Annotated in this window: 20 protein-coding genes; 7 read left to right on the top strand and 13 right to left on the bottom strand. The window is 65.4% G+C overall.

The annotated features are described in order from the left end of the window. Window positions 1-28: 28 nt before the first annotated feature. Genes CEX87_RS11450 through CEX87_RS11480 form a run of 7 tightly spaced genes read right to left on the bottom strand, consistent with a single transcriptional unit; the run spans window position 29 to window position 6,114 of the window. Window positions 29-1,198: a lipid-transfer protein gene (locus CEX87_RS11450; protein ID WP_094287177.1), complete on the bottom strand. Its 1,170-nt coding sequence runs from the start codon at window positions 1,196-1,198 to the stop codon at window positions 29-31. Continuing rightward, entirely contained in the window at window positions 1,195-1,644 is a 450-nt protein-coding gene (locus tag CEX87_RS11455; protein ID WP_094287179.1) for a MaoC family dehydratase, read from the bottom strand. Before CEX87_RS11455 ends, CEX87_RS11450 begins: the two co-directional genes overlap by 4 nt. Beyond that, the gene (locus CEX87_RS11460; RefSeq protein ID WP_094287181.1) at window positions 1,641-2,753 is read right to left on the bottom strand and encodes an acyl-CoA dehydrogenase family protein; all 1,113 of its coding nucleotides are present in this window, start codon (window positions 2,751-2,753) and stop codon (window positions 1,641-1,643) included. The genes CEX87_RS11455 and CEX87_RS11460 overlap by 4 nt, the downstream gene beginning before the upstream one ends. Window positions 2,754-2,770: 17 nt before the next feature. Further along, entirely contained in the window at window positions 2,771-3,184 is a 414-nt protein-coding gene (locus CEX87_RS11465) for a Zn-ribbon domain-containing OB-fold protein (protein WP_064399912.1), read from the bottom strand. Window positions 3,185-3,187: 3 nt separating this feature from the next. Next, window positions 3,188-3,745, bottom strand: coding sequence for an FAS1-like dehydratase domain-containing protein (locus CEX87_RS11470; RefSeq protein ID WP_094287183.1), 558 nt, complete (start codon window positions 3,743-3,745; stop codon window positions 3,188-3,190). A gap of 15 nt (window positions 3,746-3,760) precedes the next feature. Then, on the bottom strand, window positions 3,761-4,942 hold the full coding sequence (locus CEX87_RS11475; protein WP_094287185.1) for an acyl-CoA dehydrogenase family protein: 1,182 nt from the start codon (window positions 4,940-4,942) through the stop codon (window positions 3,761-3,763). Then, complete coding sequence (locus CEX87_RS11480) at window positions 4,942-6,114, bottom strand: cytochrome P450 (protein WP_064417581.1); 1,173 nt, start codon at window positions 6,112-6,114, stop codon at window positions 4,942-4,944. Before CEX87_RS11480 ends, CEX87_RS11475 begins: the two co-directional genes overlap by 1 nt. A 278-nt stretch (window positions 6,115-6,392) precedes the next feature. Here CEX87_RS11480 and CEX87_RS11485 point away from each other — a divergent pair, with 278 nt between their 5' ends. Together CEX87_RS11485 and CEX87_RS11490 are read left to right on the top strand one after the other, a co-directional pair. Next, window positions 6,393-7,850 carry an aldehyde dehydrogenase family protein gene (locus CEX87_RS11485; protein ID WP_094287187.1) on the top strand — a complete coding sequence of 486 codons (1,458 nt, stop codon included), beginning with the start codon at window positions 6,393-6,395 and terminating at the stop codon, window positions 7,848-7,850. An 88-nt stretch (window positions 7,851-7,938) separates the two neighbouring features. Continuing rightward, the gene (locus CEX87_RS11490; RefSeq protein WP_094287189.1) at window positions 7,939-10,326 is read left to right on the top strand and encodes a CaiB/BaiF CoA transferase family protein; all 2,388 of its coding nucleotides are present in this window, start codon (window positions 7,939-7,941) and stop codon (window positions 10,324-10,326) included. A gap of 113 nt (window positions 10,327-10,439) precedes the next feature. Here CEX87_RS11490 and CEX87_RS11495 read toward each other — a convergent pair whose 3' ends face one another. The 3 genes from CEX87_RS11495 to CEX87_RS11505 form a co-directional block, all read right to left on the bottom strand. After that, a complete protein-coding gene (locus CEX87_RS11495; protein ID WP_064417498.1) occupies window positions 10,440-10,913 on the bottom strand; it encodes a MaoC family dehydratase in 474 nt (157 codons plus the stop codon). Further along, window positions 10,910-12,106: an amidohydrolase family protein gene (locus CEX87_RS11500; protein WP_064424719.1), complete on the bottom strand. Its 1,197-nt coding sequence runs from the start codon at window positions 12,104-12,106 to the stop codon at window positions 10,910-10,912. Before CEX87_RS11500 ends, CEX87_RS11495 begins: the two co-directional genes overlap by 4 nt. An 88-nt stretch (window positions 12,107-12,194) precedes the next feature. Beyond that, window positions 12,195-12,827: a cysteine hydrolase family protein gene (locus CEX87_RS11505; protein ID WP_064399905.1), complete on the bottom strand. Its 633-nt coding sequence runs from the start codon at window positions 12,825-12,827 to the stop codon at window positions 12,195-12,197. Window positions 12,828-12,877: 50 nt separating this feature from the next. Between CEX87_RS11505 and CEX87_RS11510 the strand changes: the two genes are divergently transcribed. Further along, complete coding sequence (locus CEX87_RS11510) at window positions 12,878-13,315, top strand: nuclear transport factor 2 family protein (protein ID WP_064399904.1); 438 nt, start codon at window positions 12,878-12,880, stop codon at window positions 13,313-13,315. Here CEX87_RS11510 and CEX87_RS11515 read toward each other — a convergent pair. Both CEX87_RS11515 and CEX87_RS11520 read right to left on the bottom strand, forming a co-directional pair. Then, window positions 13,305-14,201, bottom strand: a complete 897-nt coding sequence (locus CEX87_RS11515; protein WP_064417500.1) for a TIGR03619 family F420-dependent LLM class oxidoreductase — start codon at window positions 14,199-14,201, stop codon at window positions 13,305-13,307. The genes CEX87_RS11510 and CEX87_RS11515 overlap by 11 nt on opposite strands. A gap of 14 nt (window positions 14,202-14,215) precedes the next feature. Further along, window positions 14,216-15,334 (bottom strand): acyl-CoA dehydrogenase family protein, encoded by a 1,119-nt coding sequence (locus tag CEX87_RS11520; protein WP_066810821.1) that lies wholly within the window; start codon window positions 15,332-15,334, stop codon window positions 14,216-14,218. Between the two features lie 202 nt (window positions 15,335-15,536). Here CEX87_RS11520 and CEX87_RS11525 point away from each other — a divergent pair, with 202 nt between their 5' ends. From CEX87_RS11525 to CEX87_RS11540, 4 genes are read left to right on the top strand one after another with little or no spacing between them, the layout of a single operon-like run. Then, on the top strand, window positions 15,537-16,730 hold the full coding sequence (locus CEX87_RS11525; protein WP_064399901.1) for an amidohydrolase family protein: 1,194 nt from the start codon (window positions 15,537-15,539) through the stop codon (window positions 16,728-16,730). A 6-nt stretch (window positions 16,731-16,736) separates the two neighbouring features. Further along, window positions 16,737-17,711, top strand: a complete 975-nt coding sequence (locus CEX87_RS11530; RefSeq protein WP_066810820.1) for an acyl-CoA dehydrogenase family protein — start codon at window positions 16,737-16,739, stop codon at window positions 17,709-17,711. Further along, the gene (locus tag CEX87_RS11535) at window positions 17,708-18,907 is read left to right on the top strand and encodes an acyl-CoA dehydrogenase family protein (RefSeq protein WP_064417503.1); all 1,200 of its coding nucleotides are present in this window, start codon (window positions 17,708-17,710) and stop codon (window positions 18,905-18,907) included. Before CEX87_RS11530 ends, CEX87_RS11535 begins: the two co-directional genes overlap by 4 nt. After that, window positions 18,907-20,442: a class I adenylate-forming enzyme family protein gene (locus CEX87_RS11540; RefSeq protein ID WP_064399898.1), complete on the top strand. Its 1,536-nt coding sequence runs from the start codon at window positions 18,907-18,909 to the stop codon at window positions 20,440-20,442. The genes CEX87_RS11535 and CEX87_RS11540 overlap by 1 nt, the downstream gene beginning before the upstream one ends. On the opposite strand, the gene CEX87_RS11545 is transcribed toward CEX87_RS11540, so the two are convergent. Further along, window positions 20,405-21,292, bottom strand: a complete 888-nt coding sequence (locus tag CEX87_RS11545) for an IclR family transcriptional regulator (protein WP_064399897.1) — start codon at window positions 21,290-21,292, stop codon at window positions 20,405-20,407. The two genes, CEX87_RS11540 and CEX87_RS11545, sit on opposite strands and share 38 nt — an antisense overlap.

Here is a 21,292-nt window from a genome sequence, read left to right on the forward strand (position 1 = left end):
TCCGACGCCACCGCACGACATTAACCGCTCAGCGGTCCGGTGCCAGAATGAGGCCGCTGGTCGGTACACCGGTGCCCGAGGTCACCAACACATGTTCGACATCGTCGACCTGATTGTAGGAGGTGCCGCGGACCTGACGGACGCCCTCGGTGATGCCGTTCATCCCGTGGATATAAGCCTCGCCCAGCAGGCCGCCGTTGGTGTTGATGGGCATCCTGCCGCCCAGCGAAAGCTCGTCGACGGACACGAAGTCCTTGGCTTCACCGCGTCCGCAGAACCCGAGCTCCTCGAGCTGCGTGAACACGAACGGGGTGAAGTGGTCGTAGAGGAACGCGGTCGAGATGTCGTCGGGCTTCAATCCGGAGTTGCGCCAGAGCTTGTCGCCGACCACGCCCATCTCAGGGAGGCCGGTGATGTCGTCACGGTAGTAACTCGTCATCACCTCGCCGTCGTATGCGGCGCCCTGGGCCGCGGCCGTGATCACGGCTGGCGGCTTGGCGAGATCGCGTGCCCGCTCGACACTTGTCACGACCATCGCCACCCCGCCATCGCTCTCCTGACAGCAGTCGAGCAGACGCAACACCGGCTCGATGATCCAGCGCGACTCCTGGTGCTGGCCGAGGGTGATCGGTTTCTCGTAGAACCAGGCGTCGGGGTTCTTGGCCGCATGCTTTCGGTCGATGACGGAGATCTTGCCGAAGTCGGCGTTGGTGACGTCATACGTCGTCATGTACCGATGCGCGTGTAGGGCTACCCAGGCCGCCGGCGTCATGAATCCGAACGGGGCATACGGTGCCATCCACAGCGGGGTGACGCCAGGTTGGCGTCCGGCGCCGCCGAACCGAAACCCGGAGCGCTCGTTGAAAGCCCGGTAACAGACCACGACCTCGGCCGCACCCGTCGCGACCGCCATCGCGGCCTGCATCACGGTGCCCGCCGCGGCGCCCCCTCCGTGCGGTACGCGGGTGAAGAAGGTGAGGTTCTCGATTCCGACGTTGCGGGCGACCTCGATCTCTTCGTTCTCGTCGACGGTGAAGGTCACCATGCCGTCGATGTCCTTGGAGCTCAGGCCGGCATCCTCGACGGCCGCCTTGACCGCTTCGCAGGCCAGTTGCATTTCGGTCCGGCCGGATTCCTTGGAGAACTCGGTCTGGCCGATGCCGACGAGCGCAGCCCGGCCGCCGATGCCGTCTGTCACGAGACACCCTCGAGGAGGCTCAGCACCGCCGTGCCCTTGACGTGATCGCCCAGGCTATTGGTGCCCTTGAAGGTGACCTCGATAAGCCCCTCGCCGTCCGCCGAGGACTTGTCGGTGACGCTGCCCTCGAACCGCAGCGGATCGTTCGGATAGGCGGGCACGCCGAGCCGGATGGACAGCTTCTTGACCATGGCTTCGGGCCCTGCCCAGTCATGCAAGAACTTCACACACAGCCCGTTGGTCGTCAGGATGTTGAGGAAGATGTCTTTGGAACCTTGGGAATTGGCGAAGTCACGGTCGTGGTGCACCGGCATGTAGTCGCGCGATGCGATGGCGCCGGCGACGATCAGCGTGGTGGTGACGGGAACGTCCAGCGGCGTCACCTGGTCGCCGACGGTGACGTCGTTCCACGCGAGCGTGGTGGTGCGATTCAGGGTAGAGGTCATCGGTTTGGTCCTTCCGCGTATGCGTTGCCGAGCCGGGCCAGCTGCTGTGACGCCGATCCGAGCGCGAGTTCAATCTGCTTGGCCCACAGGAAATAGCGGGACAGGGGGTAGGTGACGTCGATCCCCATGCCGCCGTGTACCTGCTGAGCGGACGCGGCGACCCGTGCGCCTGCCTCGGCGGCCCAGAACTTGGCGATGGCCGCTTCGCGCTCGGCGGGCCTGCCTTCGGCGATCAGCCAGGCCGCGTGCCACGCGGTCCAGCGGATCGCTTCGGTGTCGATGAACGCGTCGGCCAGACGTTGTTGAACGGCCTGGAACGACCCGATCGGGCGACCGAACTGCTCACGCTCGCTGGTGTAGGACGCGGCCAGCTTCAGCGCACGGTCGGCGACCCCGACCTGCATCGCGCACAGACCCACCAGCGCCCTGCTGTACAACGCGCGGACGATGTCGGCATCGGCATTTTCAGTCAGCCGCGACCCGATGGCATCGGTCAACTCGATGTCGGCGCACGGCTCGCCGTTGGTCGTGGAAACAGGAACCACATCCAAGCCGCTGCCGTCGGTCTCGATGACGAACAAGCCGGGTCCGTCGTCCGCCGTGGCCGATACGACGATGGCAGAAGCGATCTGCGCCGCGGGCACCAACTCTTTGACGCCGGTGAGCCGCCAGCCCTGCCCGTCAGTTCGTGCGATGGTTCGCGGTACGGCCGGATCCGAGCTACCCGGTTCGGCCAGCGCCGCGGTCAACAGGGTACTGCCGTCGACCATCCCCGGCAGCCAGCGTCGCTGAAGTTCCGAATCACCGTGCCGGGCAATGGTATCGGCGCCGAGGACGAGCGTCGCGTACACCGGGACCGGCGCGACGCTGTACCCGACCTCGCTGAGCAGCACACCCAACTCGAGGAAACCACCGCCGGTACCGCCGACGGATTCGGGCAGCGCGATTCCGAGCAAGTCCGCCGACGCCAACTCGGCCCACAGTGCAGCGTCGTGCCGCACCTCGCCCGCTTCGAGCTCGGTCAAATGCTCCGGTGTGGCGCGGTGCTCGAAGAGCTGCCGGGCGACCTTGGCGACGGTCTCCTGCTCCTCGGTGAAGGTGAAATCCATGTGTGGCTTCCTCTAGTTCAGCGCGCCGGCCGAAATTGGTGCAGGACCAGCTCTTCCCCGCTGGGCAGTGCCTCGAAGGTCTCGTAGAAGACCTCGACGGGCATTCCGATCTCGATCGCATCTGGCTCTATGTCACACAGGTTCGACACGATGCGAACGCCTTCGTCGAGTTCGATCAGCGCGACGACGTAGGGATACTCGAGGAAGGGCAGCGGCGGGTACTTCGGCATCACGAAGCTGTAGACCGTGCCCCGTCCGCTGGACACGACGTAGTCCCAGTTGAGTGACTGGCAGCTACCGCACATCGGTCGCGGCGGAACGCGGAAGGTCTTGCAGTCGGTACAGCGCTGGATGCGGAGCTCCTGCTCCTTGAGCCCTGACCAGAAGAACTCCGTGTCCGGACTGATGCTGGGAGCGAGTCTGCTGGCCATCGATCACTCGCCGCCCGTCTTGAACCGCAGGGTGCGAAACCATTGGCGGCCGACGACTTCGCCGTTCTGATCGCGGTATGTGGTCACCCATGTGACGAAGAACCCGTTGCCCATGGCCGTCTTCTTCTCATCGGAGATCGAGTCGAAGACCGTCTCGGAGGAGATCTCATCGCCGACTCGCGGATAGCGCTCGATCTCGAATTCGGAGTTCGTCGCGATGATGCCGGTGTAGCCGGCGTCGGCGAGGAACTGCAGGGGATTCTCGCCCTTCATCTCGATCGGCACTCCGCCGCGTTCGTGGATGCCCGCCAGCTTCGGTGGTGGCATCGTCCAGGTCTGCAACATCACCGGCGGTGACACGATGTCGCCGTAGCGGGAGTTCTTCGCGAACTCGGGGTCCAGGTAGGCCGGGTTCATGTCGCCCAGCGCGTACGCCCAGTGCCGGATCATCGCGGCGTTCACCGGATCCGGCGCGCGTACCGGCTTGCCGACACCGTCGGTGGGCTTTCCGATGAGCGCGTCGAGGCGCTCGCGCAGTTCGTCTTTCGCTGTGTCGGTCACTGGAGGATTCCTTTCTCAGGACGCTCGCATATCGCGGGGTGCGCGTGGCATTCCGAGACCCGCCATGGCGATGATGTCTCGTTGCAGTTCGTTTGCGCCGCCACCGAAGGTGTTGATGACGGCGAGGCGGTAAGCGCTTTCCAGTTCACCCTTCAGAGGCGCGTCGGAGCCCTTCCGGGTGCCGGCCTGCCCGACGACGTCGAGAAGCTCTCGGGCCACCTGCTGAGTGAGTTCAGTTCCGAAAACCTTTGCCGCAGAGGCTTCTCCCATACCGAGTGCTCCGGAGCTCATGTTGCTGTTGACCCGCAGGTTCAGCAATCGGTAGGCCGCGACCTGCGCTTCGACACGCGCGAGGGCCTGTTGAACCCACGGCTGGTCGATGACGCGTCCGTCGTCGAGTGGCGTGGTCCTGGCCCATTCCACCGTTTTGGCGAACAACGGTTCCAGCGCGCCGAGGTTGCCGAGCGCAGCGCGCTCCAGGTTCAGCTGGTTGGTCACCAGCTTCCAGCCCTGATTCTCGCCGAACACGATCGCGCTCTCGGGTACCCGCACATCGTCGTAGAACGTGTAGTAGGTCGACACACCCGGCATGGTGTGCAGGGGTTTCCACGAGAACCCCGGAGAGTCGGTGGGCACGATGAACACGGTGATGCCCTTGTGTTTCTTGGCTTCTGGATCCGTTCGCGCCGCCAGCCAGATGTAGTCGGCGAACTCCGCTCCACTGGTGAACATCTTCGAGCCGTTGATGACGAACTCATTGCCGTCACGCACCGCGGTCGTTCGCAACGAGGCGAGATCGCTTCCCGCCCCCGGCTCGGAGTAGCCGATCGCGAAGTCAACGGTGCCCTTGAGTATCGCGGGAAGGAACTTCTGCTTCTGTTCCTCGGTGCCGTATTGAATGAGGGTGGGGCCGACGGTGTTGAGCGTGATCATCGGCAACGGCGCATGTACGCGGCGCGCCTCTTCGCTGAAGATGTACTGCTCCAGCGCGGTCAGCCCGCGTCCGCCATACTCCACGGGCCAAGCGACACCGAGCAGACCGGCCTCGCCGAGCGCGCGCCTGCACTCGGTCATCGCCGCGCCGCCCTCCATCAGGCCGGAGACCGCCGCACGCCGCTCGGGGGTCATCACCGCCTCGAGGCGCTCCCGGAACTCAGCGCGAAGTCGTTCCTGTTCGGGGGTATAGTCGAAATCCATCACACGCTCGCTTTCAGGCGCACCGGCATGCGTTTGACGCCCGGCACCATCGTGGCGCGCAGGCGGGTCACGTCCCCGGTGAGCTCAATGCTCGGATAGGCACCGAAGAGCACCTCGAACATGATCCTGGCTTCGAGCCTTGCCAGTTGAGCGCCGAGACACGCATGCTCCCCGGCGCCGAAGGCGATGTGCGGGTTCGGGTTCCGGGTGATGTCGAACCCCTCGCTCGTGGGGCCGAAGACCTCCTCATCGCGGTTGGCCGCACCGTACAGCATCACCACCGTGTCGCCGGCCTGAATCTTCTGCCCGCGGATCTCCACGTCGGCGGTGGCTCTTCGCGCCATGTGCGTCACCGGACTGGTGAAGCGAAGCATCTCCTCGACCGCGCAGGTCAGCAGCGTCGGATCCGAACGAAGCAGTGCGAACTGATCGGGATGATTCAGCAGCGCCGCCGTACCGAGCGCAATCAGGTTGCGGGTGGTCTCGTTGCCTGCCACCAGAAGAAGAAATGAGAAGTTGAGCAGGTCGGCATCGCTAAGGCGTTCCCCGTCGACTTCGGCGGCGGCCAGGATGCTCAGCAGATCGTCCTGTCCGGTTACCTCGCCTGAGCGCCGGGCCTCGATCAGTTTGGTGAAGTATTCGTACAGCTCACCGAGCGCCACGAGGTGGTCCAGCTCGATGTCGGGGTCGGCGGTGCCGACAGCGGCATCGGACCAGGTTCGGAACTTCTCCCAGTCTTCCGGTTTGGCACCGAGCATTTCGGCGATCATCCGGGTGGGTAGTGGAGCCGCGATCTCTTCGGCGAACTCGTACTCGCGGGAGGGGTCGATGCCGTTGACTATGCCGTCGACGATGCTGCGGATCGTGGGCTCCAGCAACGACACTTGGCGCCGGGTGAACCCCGCGTTGATGAGCTTGCGCAGCTGCCGGTGTCGCGGCGGATCGGTGAAGATCAGGTTGCCCTCTTGGACGGGCTCGGGCTGGCTGGGATCCGGAATCGTGATGCCACGCGTAGACGAGAACAACATCGGATGCCCGGAGACGAAGCGCACGTCTTCGTATTTGGTCAGCGCCCAGAAGTTCGTGACGTCGTTCCACACCACCGGAGTCGTTTCGCGCAATTCCCGGTAGGCCGGGTACGGGTCGCCGGCGTAGAAGTCCGGAGAGTGCAGAGGGTGAGCGGAGGTGGGTCGGGGCGTCGATTCCGTGGGCACGCAGGCTCTCCTCAACACATCGGGCATCGGACATATTAAACGCAAATGTCCGGTTGAACTGTGTCTACAGCACACGAGATCACCGTGTCAATGTGCGTCACCGCAGGACAATCGCCTCGGACGTTGACTGGGCGGGCCCCGCCGGTGTACACACAAGGCGTAGATGTCGGGTATTTCGATACCCCGGGTAACGACTCGACGGCCCGCAGCCGTAAGCAGGAAGGTCCAGTGATCTGATGGCCGCATCCACCCTCGTCGACGACTATGACCTCTACATCAACGGCAGTTGGGTGAAACCGGAAAGCGGCCGATATGCAGTCGTCGATCCGGCCACGGAGGCTGTCATCGCGTCGGCGCCGGACGCCAGGGTGGCGCAGGTCGAGCAGGCGATCGCCGCCGCGCGAACCGCATTCGACACCGGGCCGTGGGCGACGGCGACACCGCACGAGCGGTCCCGGTGCCTGCAGCAATTGAGTGACGCGCTGCTCGCCCACGGCGACGAGATCTACGCGCTCGCCCAAACCGAGTGGGGCTGCACAGCAGACGAACGTCTGATCCACGTTGACGGCCCCGCATTTATGGCGGGGCACTCCGCGGAACTCGCGCTCGAGCCGGCCGAGGCGCCGATGGACGCATGGGGAGCGGCGGGCACAACACTGCTGCGGTACGAACCTCTCGGCGTGGTGGCGATCATAACTCCGTGGAACTTCCCCCACACCCTCAACGTGATGAAAGTGGGTGCGGCGCTGGCCGCGGGCAACACCGTCGTGTTGAAACCGTCACCGCTGACGCCGCTCGCCGGCTTGGCTCTGGCACGGATCATCCACGACGAGACCGACATCCCGCCCGGCGTCGTCAACGTCGTCACTCCCACCGGCATCGATGCGAGCAAGGCGCTGACCCTGGACCCGCGCGTGGACATGGTGAGCTTCACCGGCAGCTCCGCGGTCGGCCGCGAGGTGATGTCGGGCGCGGCGAGCACGATGAAACGGATCCTGCTCGAATGCGGCGGCAAGTCGGCCTCCGTTCTGCTCGACGATGTCGAGGTCACCGACGAGCTCCTGGAACGGCTGTTGTTCGAAGGGTGCACGCTCCACGCGGGGCAGGCGTGCATCCTCAACAGCCGGCTCGTGGTGCCCGCCGCACTGCACGACGAGGTCGTCACCCGGCTCGCCGATCTGGCGCGTGCCGTGACAGTCGGCAATCCCGCCGACGACGGGGTCGACATGGGGCCACTGATCAGCAGGGAGCACCTCGAGCGCGTGGAGGGCTTCGTCCGACGGGCCGAGTCCGATGGCGCGAAGGTGGTGACGGGCGGCGGCCGTCCTGAAAACCACTCGGGTGGCTTCTATTTCGAGCCGACGATACTGACAGACACCAGCCCGGATTCGTACATCGCGCAGGAGGAGGTGTTCGGGCCGGTGCTGACCGTTCTGCGCTATGACGGTGACGACGAGGCGGTGGCCGTGGCGAACAACTCGGCGTACGGGCTCGGCGGTGCGGTGTGGGGCGCCGATATCGAACGCGCCGTCGGCATCGCACGACGCATCAGGACGGGCCAGGTCTCGATCAACGGCACGATCCCCGGCGACGCTCCGTTCGGCGGTTTCAAACAGAGCGGCATTGGTCGTGAGGGCGGGGTCATGGGATTGCGTGCGTATATGGAGCCCAAGGCGATCGGGGTTCCGGCGTGAGCCCCAAAGGCGACGACGCGCGAGCATCGCAGCGAGTATTGCAGGAACGAGGAACGCAGCGAGGAGCGCAGCGGGGAGGAGTCGAGGCGTGAGCGGAGCCCTGGCCGGACTGCGTGTCGTCGAACTGGGCAGCGACATCGCGGCGCCGTACTGCACCAAGCTCCTGACCGACCTGGGTGCCGACGTGTGCAAGATCGAGCCGCCGACGGGTGATCCACTGCGCGCCTGGGGGCCGTTTTGTGAGGGTTCGCAGGAGCACGGCGGGTGGTTTGAGTACCTCAACGCCGGAAAGCACGGTTTGACACTGGATTTCAGTACAGCCGCTGGTATCGAACAAGCCCACGAGCTGATCGCCAAGGCCGACCTCCTGGTCGAGGATCTGGCCGCTGGGTCAGCCGAGCGTTTCGACTGGGGGCTAGATCGCGATTCGTTGCAACGGATCAACCCCGGCCTCGCCGTCGTGAGGATCTCGGACTATGGGCAGGACGGTCCCCGGCGTGACCGGCCGTCGACATCACTGACCCTGCAAGCGGCGTCGGGGTGGGTGAATGTCAGGGAGTTTGGGCGACCGCCCGTGCAGGCCGGAGCGCGCATACCCGAATACATTGCGGCAGGCTACGCGGCACTCGCGGCGCTGACCGCTCTACGCATCGCGGGAGCCGGACCGGGTCGGCTCGTGGAAGCCGACGTTTCGGCGTTCGAGTCGTTGTTGTGCACGCTGCCCTATCCGATGCTGATGGCCGAGCGGCTGAAAAGCATGGGGCTGCCGACCAACTCGAAGGCCGCACCGATGTTGGGCATCGTCCGCGCGGCTGACGGCTGGATCGGCATCAACTGTCTGACCGGACAGCACTGGCTGGACGTCTGCGCGATGATGGGTCTCCCCGAATTCGGCGAACACCAGCTCGCGATCATGTTGGGCGGGCCCGAGCGCGATGAATTCTTCGCGAAGGCGCAGCCCTGGCTGGACTCGATCTCGGTTGGCGATCTGGTCGAGCTGAGTCAGGCCATGCGGATTCCGGCCGCCCCCATCAACGACGGCTCGTCGATCCAGGACTGCCCGCAGTACCGCGACCGCGGCTTCTTCGTCGACGGTGGGCCGGAGGATGCGCGGTTTCGACGGCCAGGGGCGCCGTTTCGGTTGTCGAGGACGCCAGTGGGTGCGCCGCGGCCGGCCCCAACTCTTGGGACGACGGGAGTCACCCGGTGGGAGACGCCGGAGCAGCGCAAGGCCGGAGCCGGAAGCGATGCATCGCAACCGTTCGTGGGACTGAAAGTCTTTGATCTCAGCACGTTCTGGGCCGGGGCGTATCTCACCTGCTATCTCGGCGCGTTCGGTGCCGACGTCGTCAAGGTGGAGTCGGTTCAGCGTCCCGACGGGCACCGGTACTCGGGTTCGTTACTGCGCACCAGCGACGACTGGTACGAGATCGGGCCGTTGTGGCAGGGCACGAACCTCAACAAGCGCGACATCACCCTCGACCTCAGCACCGAGGCCGGCCGGGAGTTGGCATTGCGCCTCGCCGCCGACGCTGACGTGGTGATCGAGAACTTCTCGCCGCGGGTTGTCGAACAATTCGGGTTGGACTACGACTCACTAGTCCAGATCAACCCGGGTGTAGTCATGGTTCGCATGCCCGGGTTCGGCCTTGAAGGGCCATGGCGGGACTACGTCGGCTGGGCCCTGAACATCGAACAGCTGGCCGGGATGTCCGCGGTGACCGGCTACGCCGACGGACCCCCGTGCAACCTGCAGGGTCCGGCCGACCCGATCGCAGGCGTTCATGCCACGGTGGCGCTCCTCGCAGCGCTTGAACACCGGCGCCGAACCGGTGAGGGCCAGCTGATCGAGGTGGCGCAGATCGAGGTCGGCGCGGCGGTGACGGCCGAACCCGTTATCGAGTATTCCTTGACGGGACGTGTGCGCGAACGCGAGGGCAATCGGCACCGCCGTTACGCACAAGGTGTCTATGCCGCTGCGGGAGAGGATGATTGGGTCGCGCTTTCGGTGCGCGACGACGCTGACTGGGCAGCCGTGACCGACGCGATCGGCCGCCCTGAATTGCGTGACGACCCGAGATTCGCGTCGGCGGAGACGCGGTTGCGCCACCACGAGGAGTTCGACGAGGTGATCGCGGAGTGCACGGCCACGCGGCAGGCCGACGATTTCGCCGAAGCGTTGCTCCAACGCGGCGTGCCGGCGCAGCGACTGATGACCGCCGACCGGATGTACGACGTCGACCAGCTCGACGCACGCGGGTTCTATGAAGACCTGGACCATCGGATCGCCGGTCGGCAGCGGTATCCCGGATGGCCTTTTCGGATCACGCCGGGGCCGTCGCGGCACCACCGCACCCCGTCACCGACTCTCGGGCAACACAACGACGAGGTACTCGGCGAACTGGGCCTTACCGGCGAGGAGATCTCGGCCCTGCGCCATCGGCGCGTCATCGGCGAACGGATCCTGAACGCCTGACTTCCCCGCGCGAGCAACTGCCTTCTGCCGGTTGTGCGGTTTGATACGCGACGCGCCGGGTCAGCCGTACGAAACCGCACAATCGCGGCTGCCCAGCTGCGCGCAGTGACGTCCTAGTCGACCATCGCGGCGATGGTGTCGACGACGCAGGCCGGCCGGTCGGAGCCCTCGACCTCGACGGTGACCCGCACCGTGGCCCTGGCGCCGTTGTTGGTGCGGTCCACCTTGATCAGCTCTGCTCCCGCGCGGATGCGTGATTCGACGGGTACGGGCGCCGGGAACCGTAGTTTGTCCACGCCGTAATTCACCTGCATCGACAAGCCGGTCACCTTGTAGATCTGTTGGACGAGGATCGGCACCAACGACAGTGTGAGATAGCCGTGCGCAATGGTCCTGCCGTAGGGCCCTTTCGCCGCCTTCTCGGCGTCCACGTGGATCCACTGGTGGTCACCCGTCGCCTCGGCGAACAGGTCGATCTCCCTCTGGGTGACCTGGCGCCATCCGCTGTACCCCAGATGCTCGCCAACGTGCTCTTCGAAAGCGGCGATCCCGTCGTACTCCGTCGGCGAAGCGGTTGTCTGCGTCATGCCGGGACCTTTTGGAGGCCCAGTTGCTCGATGGCGTTGCCGCCCATGATCTTCGCCTTCGTGGTCTCCGACAACCCGTCCAGTCGGTCGATGAAGCTCAGCGGGTCGCCGATGCCCTCGGGGTGGGGGAAGTCCGAGCCGAACATCACGTGGTCCTCACCCATGATCTCGATGATTCCCTTGATGTCGTCCTCGAGGAACGGGTGGATGTAGACGTTGCGTTTGAACACCTCGACAGGATGCTCGTCGAACTCCTTGGGCATCGTCCGGTAGGCCTTGTCCAACAGGCGCAGAAGGTTTCGCACCCAGCCGCTGCCGTTCTCGACCACGAGGACCTTCAGGTCGGGGAAGCGGGACAGCGCACCGTGGCAGATCAGGGCGGCCAGGGTGTCCTCCATCGCCCGAAAGCCCATCACCACCTCGCGCAGCGCGCTGGGCTTGAACGACAGGTACTCGTCGCCGCCCTCCCATTCCATGAGGTGCTTCTGGTAGCCGCTGTCTGCCGCGTGGAACGTCACGGGAATGCCGGCGTCGACGACCTCCTGCCAGAACGGGTCGAACTCCGGTAGGCCCATCGAGCGTGAACCCCCGAACCGGCTCGGCACCGGGGCAGGCCGCACGAGGAAGGTCTTCATGCCGCGCTCGAGGCACCAGCGGAACTCACGGATGGCCTCGTCGACCAGCGGCAGACAGATGACGGGCGTGGCGAAGATCCGGTCCTGGTAGTTGAACGTCCAGTGTTCGTGCATCCACTCGTTCAGGGCGTGGATGATCGCATGGGTAAGGACGACGTCGTCGGTGGTGCGTTCCTCGATGAGGCTGGCCAGCGTGGGGTACATGACGCACTGATCGATGCCGAGTTCATCCATCAGCTCGAGCCGGGGTGCGGGCGCCTGGAAGGCCGGGATGACTTCCATTGGCTCCCCGACGAACTCGCGGAAGTTCAGCCCCTCGGGGTTGTTGCCGAGGAAGTAGTCCTCCGCGCTGCCCGGGCGAGCCACGCGTTCGAACGTGGGGTTGGGGATCATGTGGCTGATGTGGTCCTTGACGACGAGCTTCGGCCGTCCGTTGACCTCGACGTAGCCGACCTTGCCGCGGTGCTGTTTCGGCAGATACTTGGTGAGCGCGTCGGTCGTCTCGTACATGTGGTTGTCGATGTCGAAGACGGGGTACGGCAGGGACCGGGGTGACATGTGGCCGACCTCCTAAGAGCAGCGGATATGACCGTTTACGATTATGAAAATGACGTTATCACCAGTGTTGGACAACATCCATACGGGGTCAGGCGCTGAGGTCTTTCCACGCCTGGATCACGTCATCGGTGTTGGTCACCGTCGCGAGCAGCGCCAATGAGTTGTCGATGACCGACTCCGCGTACTCGCGCGGATACCCGCTCACGGCGTCGCGCGGCAACACGAACTGGTAACTCCGGTTGACGGCGTCCATGACAAAGTTCGGGATGGCGATGTTGACCGAAACACCCACACCAACAATGGTTTTGATGTTCAAGTTCCGTAGGACCGAGTCGAGGTCCGTGCCGGTCATCGGCCCTACGCCATGCAAGCGGGTGAGGACGATGTCGCTAGGTGCCTGATTCAGTTCCGGCAGCACGGAGGCGCCCGGGCTTCCGGGCGTCAGGTCTGCGGCGAAAGACTTACCTGCCATGAACAGCCTGGCGTTGGTGTTGGAACCGCGGTTGTCGGGGCGCTTCTGAATCAGGCAATGCACCACTGTCGCCCCGGCCGCGCGGGCTGCATCGAGCAGTCTCGCAATGTTCGGGATCGCCTCGCGGCGTGCCTCTTCTGCGAGCATCGGTAGACCGGCTTGCGGACCGATCACTCCGCCCTGGCACTCCTGGGTGACCAGCGCGGTCGTGGCGGGATCGAGGAGGTCTTGCAGGCGTGGTTGCGGCATGAGAACACACGTTATCGTGCAGCGGCAACTGTGTTTACATCGGAGGAGAAATGGACACCTGGGAGCTCGAGGTTCGAGAGTCGGTTCGGCAGACGCTATCCGACTACACCGCGGCCACGGATCGGTTCGATCTCCGTGCGCTGGCGCAGTGCTTCGAGCCCTACGGCGTCCTCGAGTTCAGCGGTGGTGACGAGCCGCTGAAGGGCCCAGAGGCGATAGAAGCGGGTCTCGGCGCCGCCATCGCCGGGGAGCCGGATACCGCGCGCCCAGCGGTGTCTCACGTCCGCCACCATCTATCGAGTATCCGGTTCGGGCAGGTGGCGCGCGATCGCGTCGAAGTGAGCAGCTATTTCGCGGTGCACACAGACATTGGACTCGACCATTGGGGCCGGTACCGAGACGTCCTGGTGCCCCGCGACGCCCGATGGCTGTTCACGCACAGGCGCATCAGTGTCGACGGGTTCGCAACGGGAAGCCTTATGCGATGAACTCCTTGGCGAACGCCCGCGCTTGATCGATCACCTCGGCGCGGTCGGCGCCCTGAGGGGCGATGGTCAGCCATGTCACGCCCACGCCTTCGAGCCTCGCGATAGTGGCGTGTCGTTCGTCGGCGGACTTGCTGTCGTCGAGCAGGTTCCCCGCCGAGAAACAGATGTCCAGCGGCTCGGTTCGACCGACTTCAGCAGCGTATTTCTTGGCCCACACGATCGCGGCCTCGAGGTCCTCGAGGGAGGAGATCTCCGCGGTTCGTGACGCCGCCGCGTAGCCGAAGGTGTTGAACGGCGCCCACCCCTGCGCGCGAGACACCGCGCGACGCACAGCGGGCTTGCTGTTGCCCCCCACCCAGATGGGCGGGGCCGCGGGCACCGGTCGCAGACGCACACCGCGCGCGGCGAACGACGACCCTTCGTAGGCGACGTCATCACCGGTCATCACCCGGCTCAGGACGTCGAGTGCCTCGTCCAGCAGCGCACCCCGAGCGTCGAAATCGATTCCGAGCGCCTTGAACTCCGGTTTCAGATAGCCGGCGGCCGTGCCGAGGATGAGGCGGCCGCCGGACAGGACGGCGAGGCTCTGAATCGACTTCGCGCCCAGGAAGGGGTTGCGATAGGCGGCGATGTAGACATTGGTCAGCAGCTTCACGTCGGTGGTGGCCGCTGCGGCGAACGAAAGCGCGACGAACGGATCAAGGGCGTGGTGGCCGCCGTGGTCGAGCCACTTGGCATCGGGTGCCGGGTGGTCGGTGACGTGTACAGCGGCGAATCCGCTGGACTCGGCGGCGCGCGCTATCTCGGCGATCGCTTCGGCATTGACGAACTCCGATGCCTCCTCCACCCGCTGAGTGGGGATTTCGAGCGAATATGAAACGGTCACGGTTGTCCTTCCGGCTAGTGGCTTGATGATGTGACGAGGTCTGCCAGGCGTTGTGCGTGGTAGTCGGGGGTGCCGAAGATCAGTTGGGTGGCTTTCGCACGACGGACGTAGAGGTGTGCATCGTGCTCCCAGGTGAATCCGATGCCGCCGTGGATCCGCATGTTGTCCAGTGCAACCTGAAGAAACGCCTCCGAACAGGCCATCTTGGCCACCGAAGCCGCCACCGCCTGGACCTCACCCTCCGACAGTCCGGCGGCGTGCCGCACGGCCGATCGCGCCCCCTCGACCTGCACGAGCATGTCCGCGCAGCGATGTTTGACCGCCTGGAAGCTGCCGATGGCACGGCCGAACTGAATGCGTTCTTTCGCGTAGCCCACGGCCATGTCGAGGCATCGCTGCGCCGCTCCGAGCTGTTCGGCGGCCAGCGCGATGACCGCGACTCGCTGTGCGCGCGCGAGGGCGGGCGCGGCGGCGCCGTCGGTACCGATGAGTCGGGCGGGGACGGCTTCGAAGTCCAGCTTCGCTATCTTTCGCGTCCGGTCGAGCGTCGTCAACGGTTCGCGGCCCAGCCCTTCGGCGTCCCCGTCCACCGCGAACAGCGAGATGCCTGCGGATGTATTTGCCGCAACGAGAACGGTATTCGCCGTGTAACCGTCGAGGACCCGTTCGGCGACTCCGTCGATCCGGCTGTGACCGCCGTCAGTGCGTGCCGTCAGCGTCACGGCGTCGGGGTCCCATGGATCGAGGCTCCCGTTGAAGATCACGGTGGCGGTCCTCGACCCGTCGACGAGCGGGGGTAGGTACTCCCGCATCGCGGCCGCGTCACCGCTGGCGAGCAGCGTCGGGATCGCGAGCGCCACGGTGGAGAAGAACGGGGCGCACAGCAGGGCCGCGCCCATCTCTTCGAAAACGACCGCGAGTTCGGGCAGGCCCGCGCCCGCTCCTCCGAACTCCTCGGGCACGGCGATCGCGGCCAGGCCGAGGTCGGCGGTCAATTCGCGCCAAACCCGCTCGTCATAGCCGGGCGCAGAATCCATCGCTGCTCGTACGGCGCTGCTCGGCGACCTGGCGGTGAGGAACTCGCGGACCGCTTCGCGCAGGTCGCGGTGATCGACCGCCTCAGCGGTGGACATACAGACCTCCCACCGCGACGACGCCGAATACCGTTGCTGCGGTCATGTTTCCCTTCCGCACCGGCGCGGCGACCGTCGCCGGGGCGATGGGTCCGACGGCGGCGGTACTCGATCGAAGCAACCCCGGATAGGCATTACCGATCGAGGATAGTATCTTTTCCCTAAAGAGAGAATAAGCATTCTCGCACGAAGGAGCGGCGCGGTGACGACCATTGATTACGGCATTTTCGACTGCGACACGCACTGCTATGAGACGCGCGACGCCTTCACCCGGTACCTACCCGCGGAGTTCAAGGACCGCGCCATCACGACGGTGCGGGGGGCCGACGGCGTCGAGGTGATCCTCGCCGGTCGCCGCGTCGCGACGTTCAACAGCGAGGGCGGCCTCGGTCTGGACGTGGCGTACCGCCCCGGTTCGCTGAAGGAGATGCTGCGCCAGATGGGGTCGGGCAACCCCGAGGAGTCGTATGAGCCGCAGCCTATGCAGCCGGAATACATCGAACGTTCCGCGCGGCTCGCGGTGATGGCCAAGCAGAACGTCGAACGGATGGTGATCTATCCGAGCGGGATGGCGCTGGCCGCCGAACACTACGTCGACGACACAGCGGCGCTGTACGCGAACCTGCGGTCGTTCAACCGCTGGATCGACGACGAGTGGGGTTTCGACTTCGAGGGCCACATCTACGCGACCGCGCTGTTGTCCCTGCGCGACCTCGATTCGGCGATCGCCGAGACCGAGGCGATCATCGCGGAGGGCGCGAAGTTCGTGATGTTGCCGACCGGACCCGCCTATGGGCGGTCGCCGGGAGATCCGTATTTCGACCCGGTCTACGCGCGGCTGCAGGAGGCCGGCTGCGTGCTCGTGTACCACATCATGCCGTTCTGGTACTTCAACGCGATCTCGCCTGCCTGGGGGCACAACCCCGACCCTGCGTCCTGGCACATGTCGGCGTGGCAGTGGATGAACATCTACGGTCAGAGGCCGATCGAGGACACACTCTCGGCGTTGATCTTCGACAACCTGTTCGGCCGCTTCCCGAAACTAAATGTGTTGGTCGCCGAGCACGGCGCCGAATGGGTGCCGTTCTTCCTCAAGCACATGGACAAGAGCCGCGGCATGGGCCGCAACGGCCCGTGGATCGGAGGCAAGCTGACCGAGCGGCCGTCGAACATCTTCCGACAGCACGTCCGCGTCGTGCCATACCCCGAGGACGACATCCCGGGCATCGTCACCAGCCTGGGTTACGACGACGTGCTGGTGATGGGTTCGGACTTCCCGCACGCCGAGGGGCTGGCCGAACCGGCGGACTTCCTCAAACTCCTCGACCCGCTCGACGGCGCGGCGAAGCGACGCATCATGCGCGACAACGCCGAACAGCTGCTGCTGCGGAGCTGACCACCGGTGGGCCCCGAGGCCGACGACTCGGTCGACATCGAACTGGTACGAGGCGCGGCGCGAGACTTCCTGGCCGGGTGCGGAACCCACGACACCCTCAAGGACCTCGCAGCGATGGACTGGACGGGACTGCTGGTCGACGAGGATCTCGGCGGCAGCGGGTGGCGTCCGGTGGAGACGACGGTCATCGCCGAGGAACTCGGACGGTCGGGAAACTCGACGCACTGGCTCGGCAGCGTCATCGCTGCTGCGGCGTTGAGTTCGGCGCCGTCCGAGGCGCGTGACCGGTGGTTGCCAGCGATGCTCGACGGGACCGGTGCGGCGGCCTGCGCCCTAGCCGCTGATGTCACGCGAGTGTCGGGCGCCCAATCGGCGGACATCATTGTCACGTTTGGTGGCAACGGGATTGAGCTGTTCGAGGCGGCGGACACCCTGCGGCGGGAAGCCGACGAAGAGTTGTTGGACGTCAACCGGCCGGTGTGGCGAGTTGACCTCTCCGGTGCACAGAGCGTGCCCGTCGGTGGACCCGAACGAGCGGAGCAACTACTCGCACTGGCCAGGATCCTGCTCAGTGCGGATTCGCTCGGTGCACTGTCGGCAACTTTCGAGCGACTGGTCACCTATCTCAAGGAACGGATCGCCTTCGGTGCGCCGATCGCGAGTTTCCAAGCGGTACAACACCGTTTGGTAGAGCTATTGGTGTTCGAAGCCAAGGCCCGCGCGATCCTCACCAAGGCCGCCCGCGCGCTGTCCGCGGAAAGCACCACGAGCGATGCGGTCACGCTGTCCGTCGCGGCGCATTCCTTCATCGCGGCGAACACCACCGCGGCCGTCGATGAGTGCATGCAACTGTCCGGTGGCATCGGTTTCACCTGGGAATACCCGCTGCACTATGACCTGCGCCGAGTGTTCACGAACGCGTGTCTACTCGGCACGGCGCGCTCCAGTCGCGCCCTGTTCGCAGACAGGGCCGGCTGGTGAGCGCCCCGCATGTTCGGCCCACAGAGGCCGAGCTCGCCGAGTTCCGAGAACGCGTCAGGGCACATATCGCCGAACATGCACCAGCGTTCGAGGCTCGAGAGGGACACCGGGCGCCGGAGAACGGCGAACAGGAAGCCTTGCTGCGCACCTGGTTCGCCTCGCTGTTCGACGCAGGATTCGTCGGCGCGGACTGGCCCGTCGAATACGGCGGCCGTGCCGATCACCACCCACTGCACGATCGGATCGTCTCCGAGGAGATCTTGCGTGCCCGCGCTCCGCGCCCCGTCGATCAGGTCAACCTGGCGGCCCATGTGCTGCTGCATTTCGGTTCCGATGAGCAGAAATCCGCTCTGCTGCCGCCGATCCGGAGCAGCGAGCACGTCTGGTGCCAGCTGCTCAGCGAGCCCGATGCGGGCAGCGATATCGCCGCCGTGCGCTGTAAGGGCACGCAGCGACCCGACGGGTCATGGGTCATCGACGGACAGAAGACGTGGATCACCGACGGCCACTGGGCCGACATGGGCCTGGCCCTGATCCGCACCGACCCGACGTCGTCGCGTCATCGCGGGCTGTCGGCATTCATCGTGCCGTTGGCCTCGCCGGGCATCGAGATCCGGCCGATCCGCACGATCAACGAGGCGATCGAGGTCAACGAGGTCTTCTTCGATGATGTGACGATCCCTCCGGACAGCCTGATCGGGGAGCCCGGCCAGGGCTGGTCGATCATCATGACGGGCCTGGACTTCGAACGGTTCGGCATCGGCGGCAACGTGATCCTGCTCGAACTTCTCATCGACGATCTGGTCACGGTGGCCCGTCACGGTCGCATCGACGACATGCCGGCACTGCAACACGCCGACGTCCGGCACCAGGTCGCGGAATTGGCCGTCGAGGTCGAGGTCGCGAAGGCCTTCATCGACGACCATGTCGAACGCCTGGTGGCCGGCAACGAGCAGACGGGGGACGGTTCGATCGCCAAGCTCAGTTTCGCCGAGACGTATCACCGGGTTTCGGCCTACGGCGCGCAGCTCTCGACGATGGTGTGCACCGTCGCCGCCGATCCGGATGTGGCGCTTGCCAAACAGCGTCTGAAAGAATGCTGGCTGTGGTCCCGTGCATACACCGTGTCCGGTGGCAGCTCTGAGATGATGCGCAACATCCTGGCCAAACGACGGCTCCTGCTACCGACTCACTGATGGCGCAAACCTATTGGGGTTTGATCCAAGCGGCGGCCCAGAACCACCCCGACCGCGTCGTACTCGTCGACGACTACGGTCGCAGCCTGACGAACAGCCAGTTGCACGACGCGGCGGAGCGCACCGCCGCCGCGTTGTTCGAACGTGGGGTCACCAGAGGCACCGTGGTCACGTGGCAGTTGCCGACCACCCTGGAGACGATGGTGGTGATGGTGTCCCTGACCCGTCTCGGCGCGGTCCAGAACCCTGTATTGCCGATCTGGCGCGTGAGCGAAGTCCGTTTTGTCACTGCGCAGCTCGGTGCCGAGGTCTTCATCGTTCCCGGTGTGTGGCGCGGATTCGATCATGTCGCGCTTGCCGACGAGCTGATACGCGAACGGCCGATGACGGTCGTGATCGTCGACCACAGCGCGCCGATCACCGGGGGACTCCGCCTGCCGTCGGGTGATCCGGAGATGCTGCCGGCGCCGCCGACGGACGCTGAGGATGCGCGGTGGGTGTACTACTCATCGGGCACAACCGCGGCGCCGAAAGGTATTCGGCACTGTGACCGTTCGGTGATCGCCGGTTCGGCCGGGGTGGTGGGCATGTTCGGCGCCTCGAACAGCGACATCAACCCGATCGCGTTTCCGGTTTCGCACATCGGCGGCGCCGCGATGTTGGCCGCCAGCCTGCTGACCGGTATGCGTCTGGTCCTGTTCGACACCTTCGATCCGGTATCCACTCCAAAGGCGGTGGCCGTGCACCGCCCGACGATGCTCGGTTCGGCGACCCCGTTCTTCGTCGCCTACATGGCTGCGCAGCGGGAACATGGTCCCCAACCGCTCTTCCCCGATCTGCGCGGGTGTGTCGGGGGAGGCGCGCCGATCACGCCCGAGCTGGGACGCCAAGTGCGTGAGACGCTTTCGGTGGCGGGGATCGCGAACTCGTGGGGCCTGACCGAGTTTCCGGTGGTGACGTCGCCGCCGCCGGACGGCGAACCGGAGGTTCTCGACCACACCGTCGGACGGCCGGTGCCGGGGGTCTCGATCCGCGTGGTCGACGAGAACGAGCGCGAGGTTGGTGTGGGCGAGGAAGGAGAATTGTGCCTCAAGGGGCCCCAGTGCTTCCTCGGCTACGTCGATGCGTCACTGGACGCCGACGCCTTCGACGCCGACGGCTGGTTTCGCAGCGGTGACCGAGGCCGCATCGACGACGACGGCAACGTCGCGATCACCGGGCGTATCAAGGACGCCATCATCCGCAACGCGGAGAACATCTCTGCGCTGGAGATCGAGGGCGTCTTGGCCAGCCACCCTGCCGTCGAGGACGTCGCAGTCATCGGGGTGCCCGATCCGCGCACCGGCGAACGGGTCTGCGCGGTCGTCGTGGCAAACTCCGACATCACACTGTCCGACCTCGAAAAGCACTGCCAAGACTTGGGTTTGAGTAAACACAAGTCACCTGAGCGGCTCGAGGTCGTCGACGAACTCCCACGCAATCTCACGGGTAAGATTCTCAAGAACGAGTTGCGTGCGCGCTTCGCTCCTCGCTGACACGGGCGATCTCGTGCAGCAGCGGCTCGGCCGCGGTGCGGGTTTCGCTGATAGTCATCCGACGTAGCGGGTGCACACCCAAGATCAGTCGGACCCGGGAGTTGGAGTCGAGCACAGGCGCCGAGATCGTGGCGACAGAGTGCGCGCCGCGGAGGCTTTCATCGGGCAGCATCTTGGTGGCGATGAACTCGACTCGGAGCTGGTCGACGACCGACCGCAAATTGCCCGGTACGGAGTCATCCGAGAGGGTGCCGATGGCGTGTACTGCTTCCGCGAGCGCCGGAGTCATCCAGTCGACGTCGTAACCACGGCCGCGGGTGTGCGTCAGCGCCGCGCGTAGCCGCTCGGCCAGAGACGCATCACCCGCTGCGCCGCGTTGAACCCATGCCTCCTTTTCCGCTGCGGAATCCCAAGCGGCACAGGCAATGCCGAAGGGCGGCGCGTACGGGATCCGATCGTTCGGAAGAGCCGCCGGGGGCGAACTCGACGGATTTTCGAACGCGGTGATAACCAGGTCGTCTCCGATACGCTCGACGACGGAGGCCGCCATGCCGGTCTTCTCGGCGAGGCGCCGGATGGCGCTGCGTGCGACTGCGGCGGTCGGACGCTCGGCGTCCAGGCGGGACGCGATAAGGGCCATCGCCGGGCCGAGAGTGAACTCTTTGGATACGGGATCGCGGGTGACCCACCCGCGATTCTGAAGGCTCGTGAGGATGGCATGAGCGGTCCCCTGGGAAAGGTTGAGGCGTCGCACGACGTCGGAGAACCGCATTCCACGAGCGTCGGTGCGGCTGAGTGTCTCGATGATGTCGAGCACCCGATCGGTCGGAGCTGAACCGGCCCCCTGCAC

It is taken from the genome of Mycobacterium lehmannii, assembly GCF_002245535.1.
In the GTDB taxonomy this organism is placed as follows: Bacteria; Actinomycetota; Actinomycetes; order Mycobacteriales; family Mycobacteriaceae; genus Mycobacterium; species Mycobacterium lehmannii.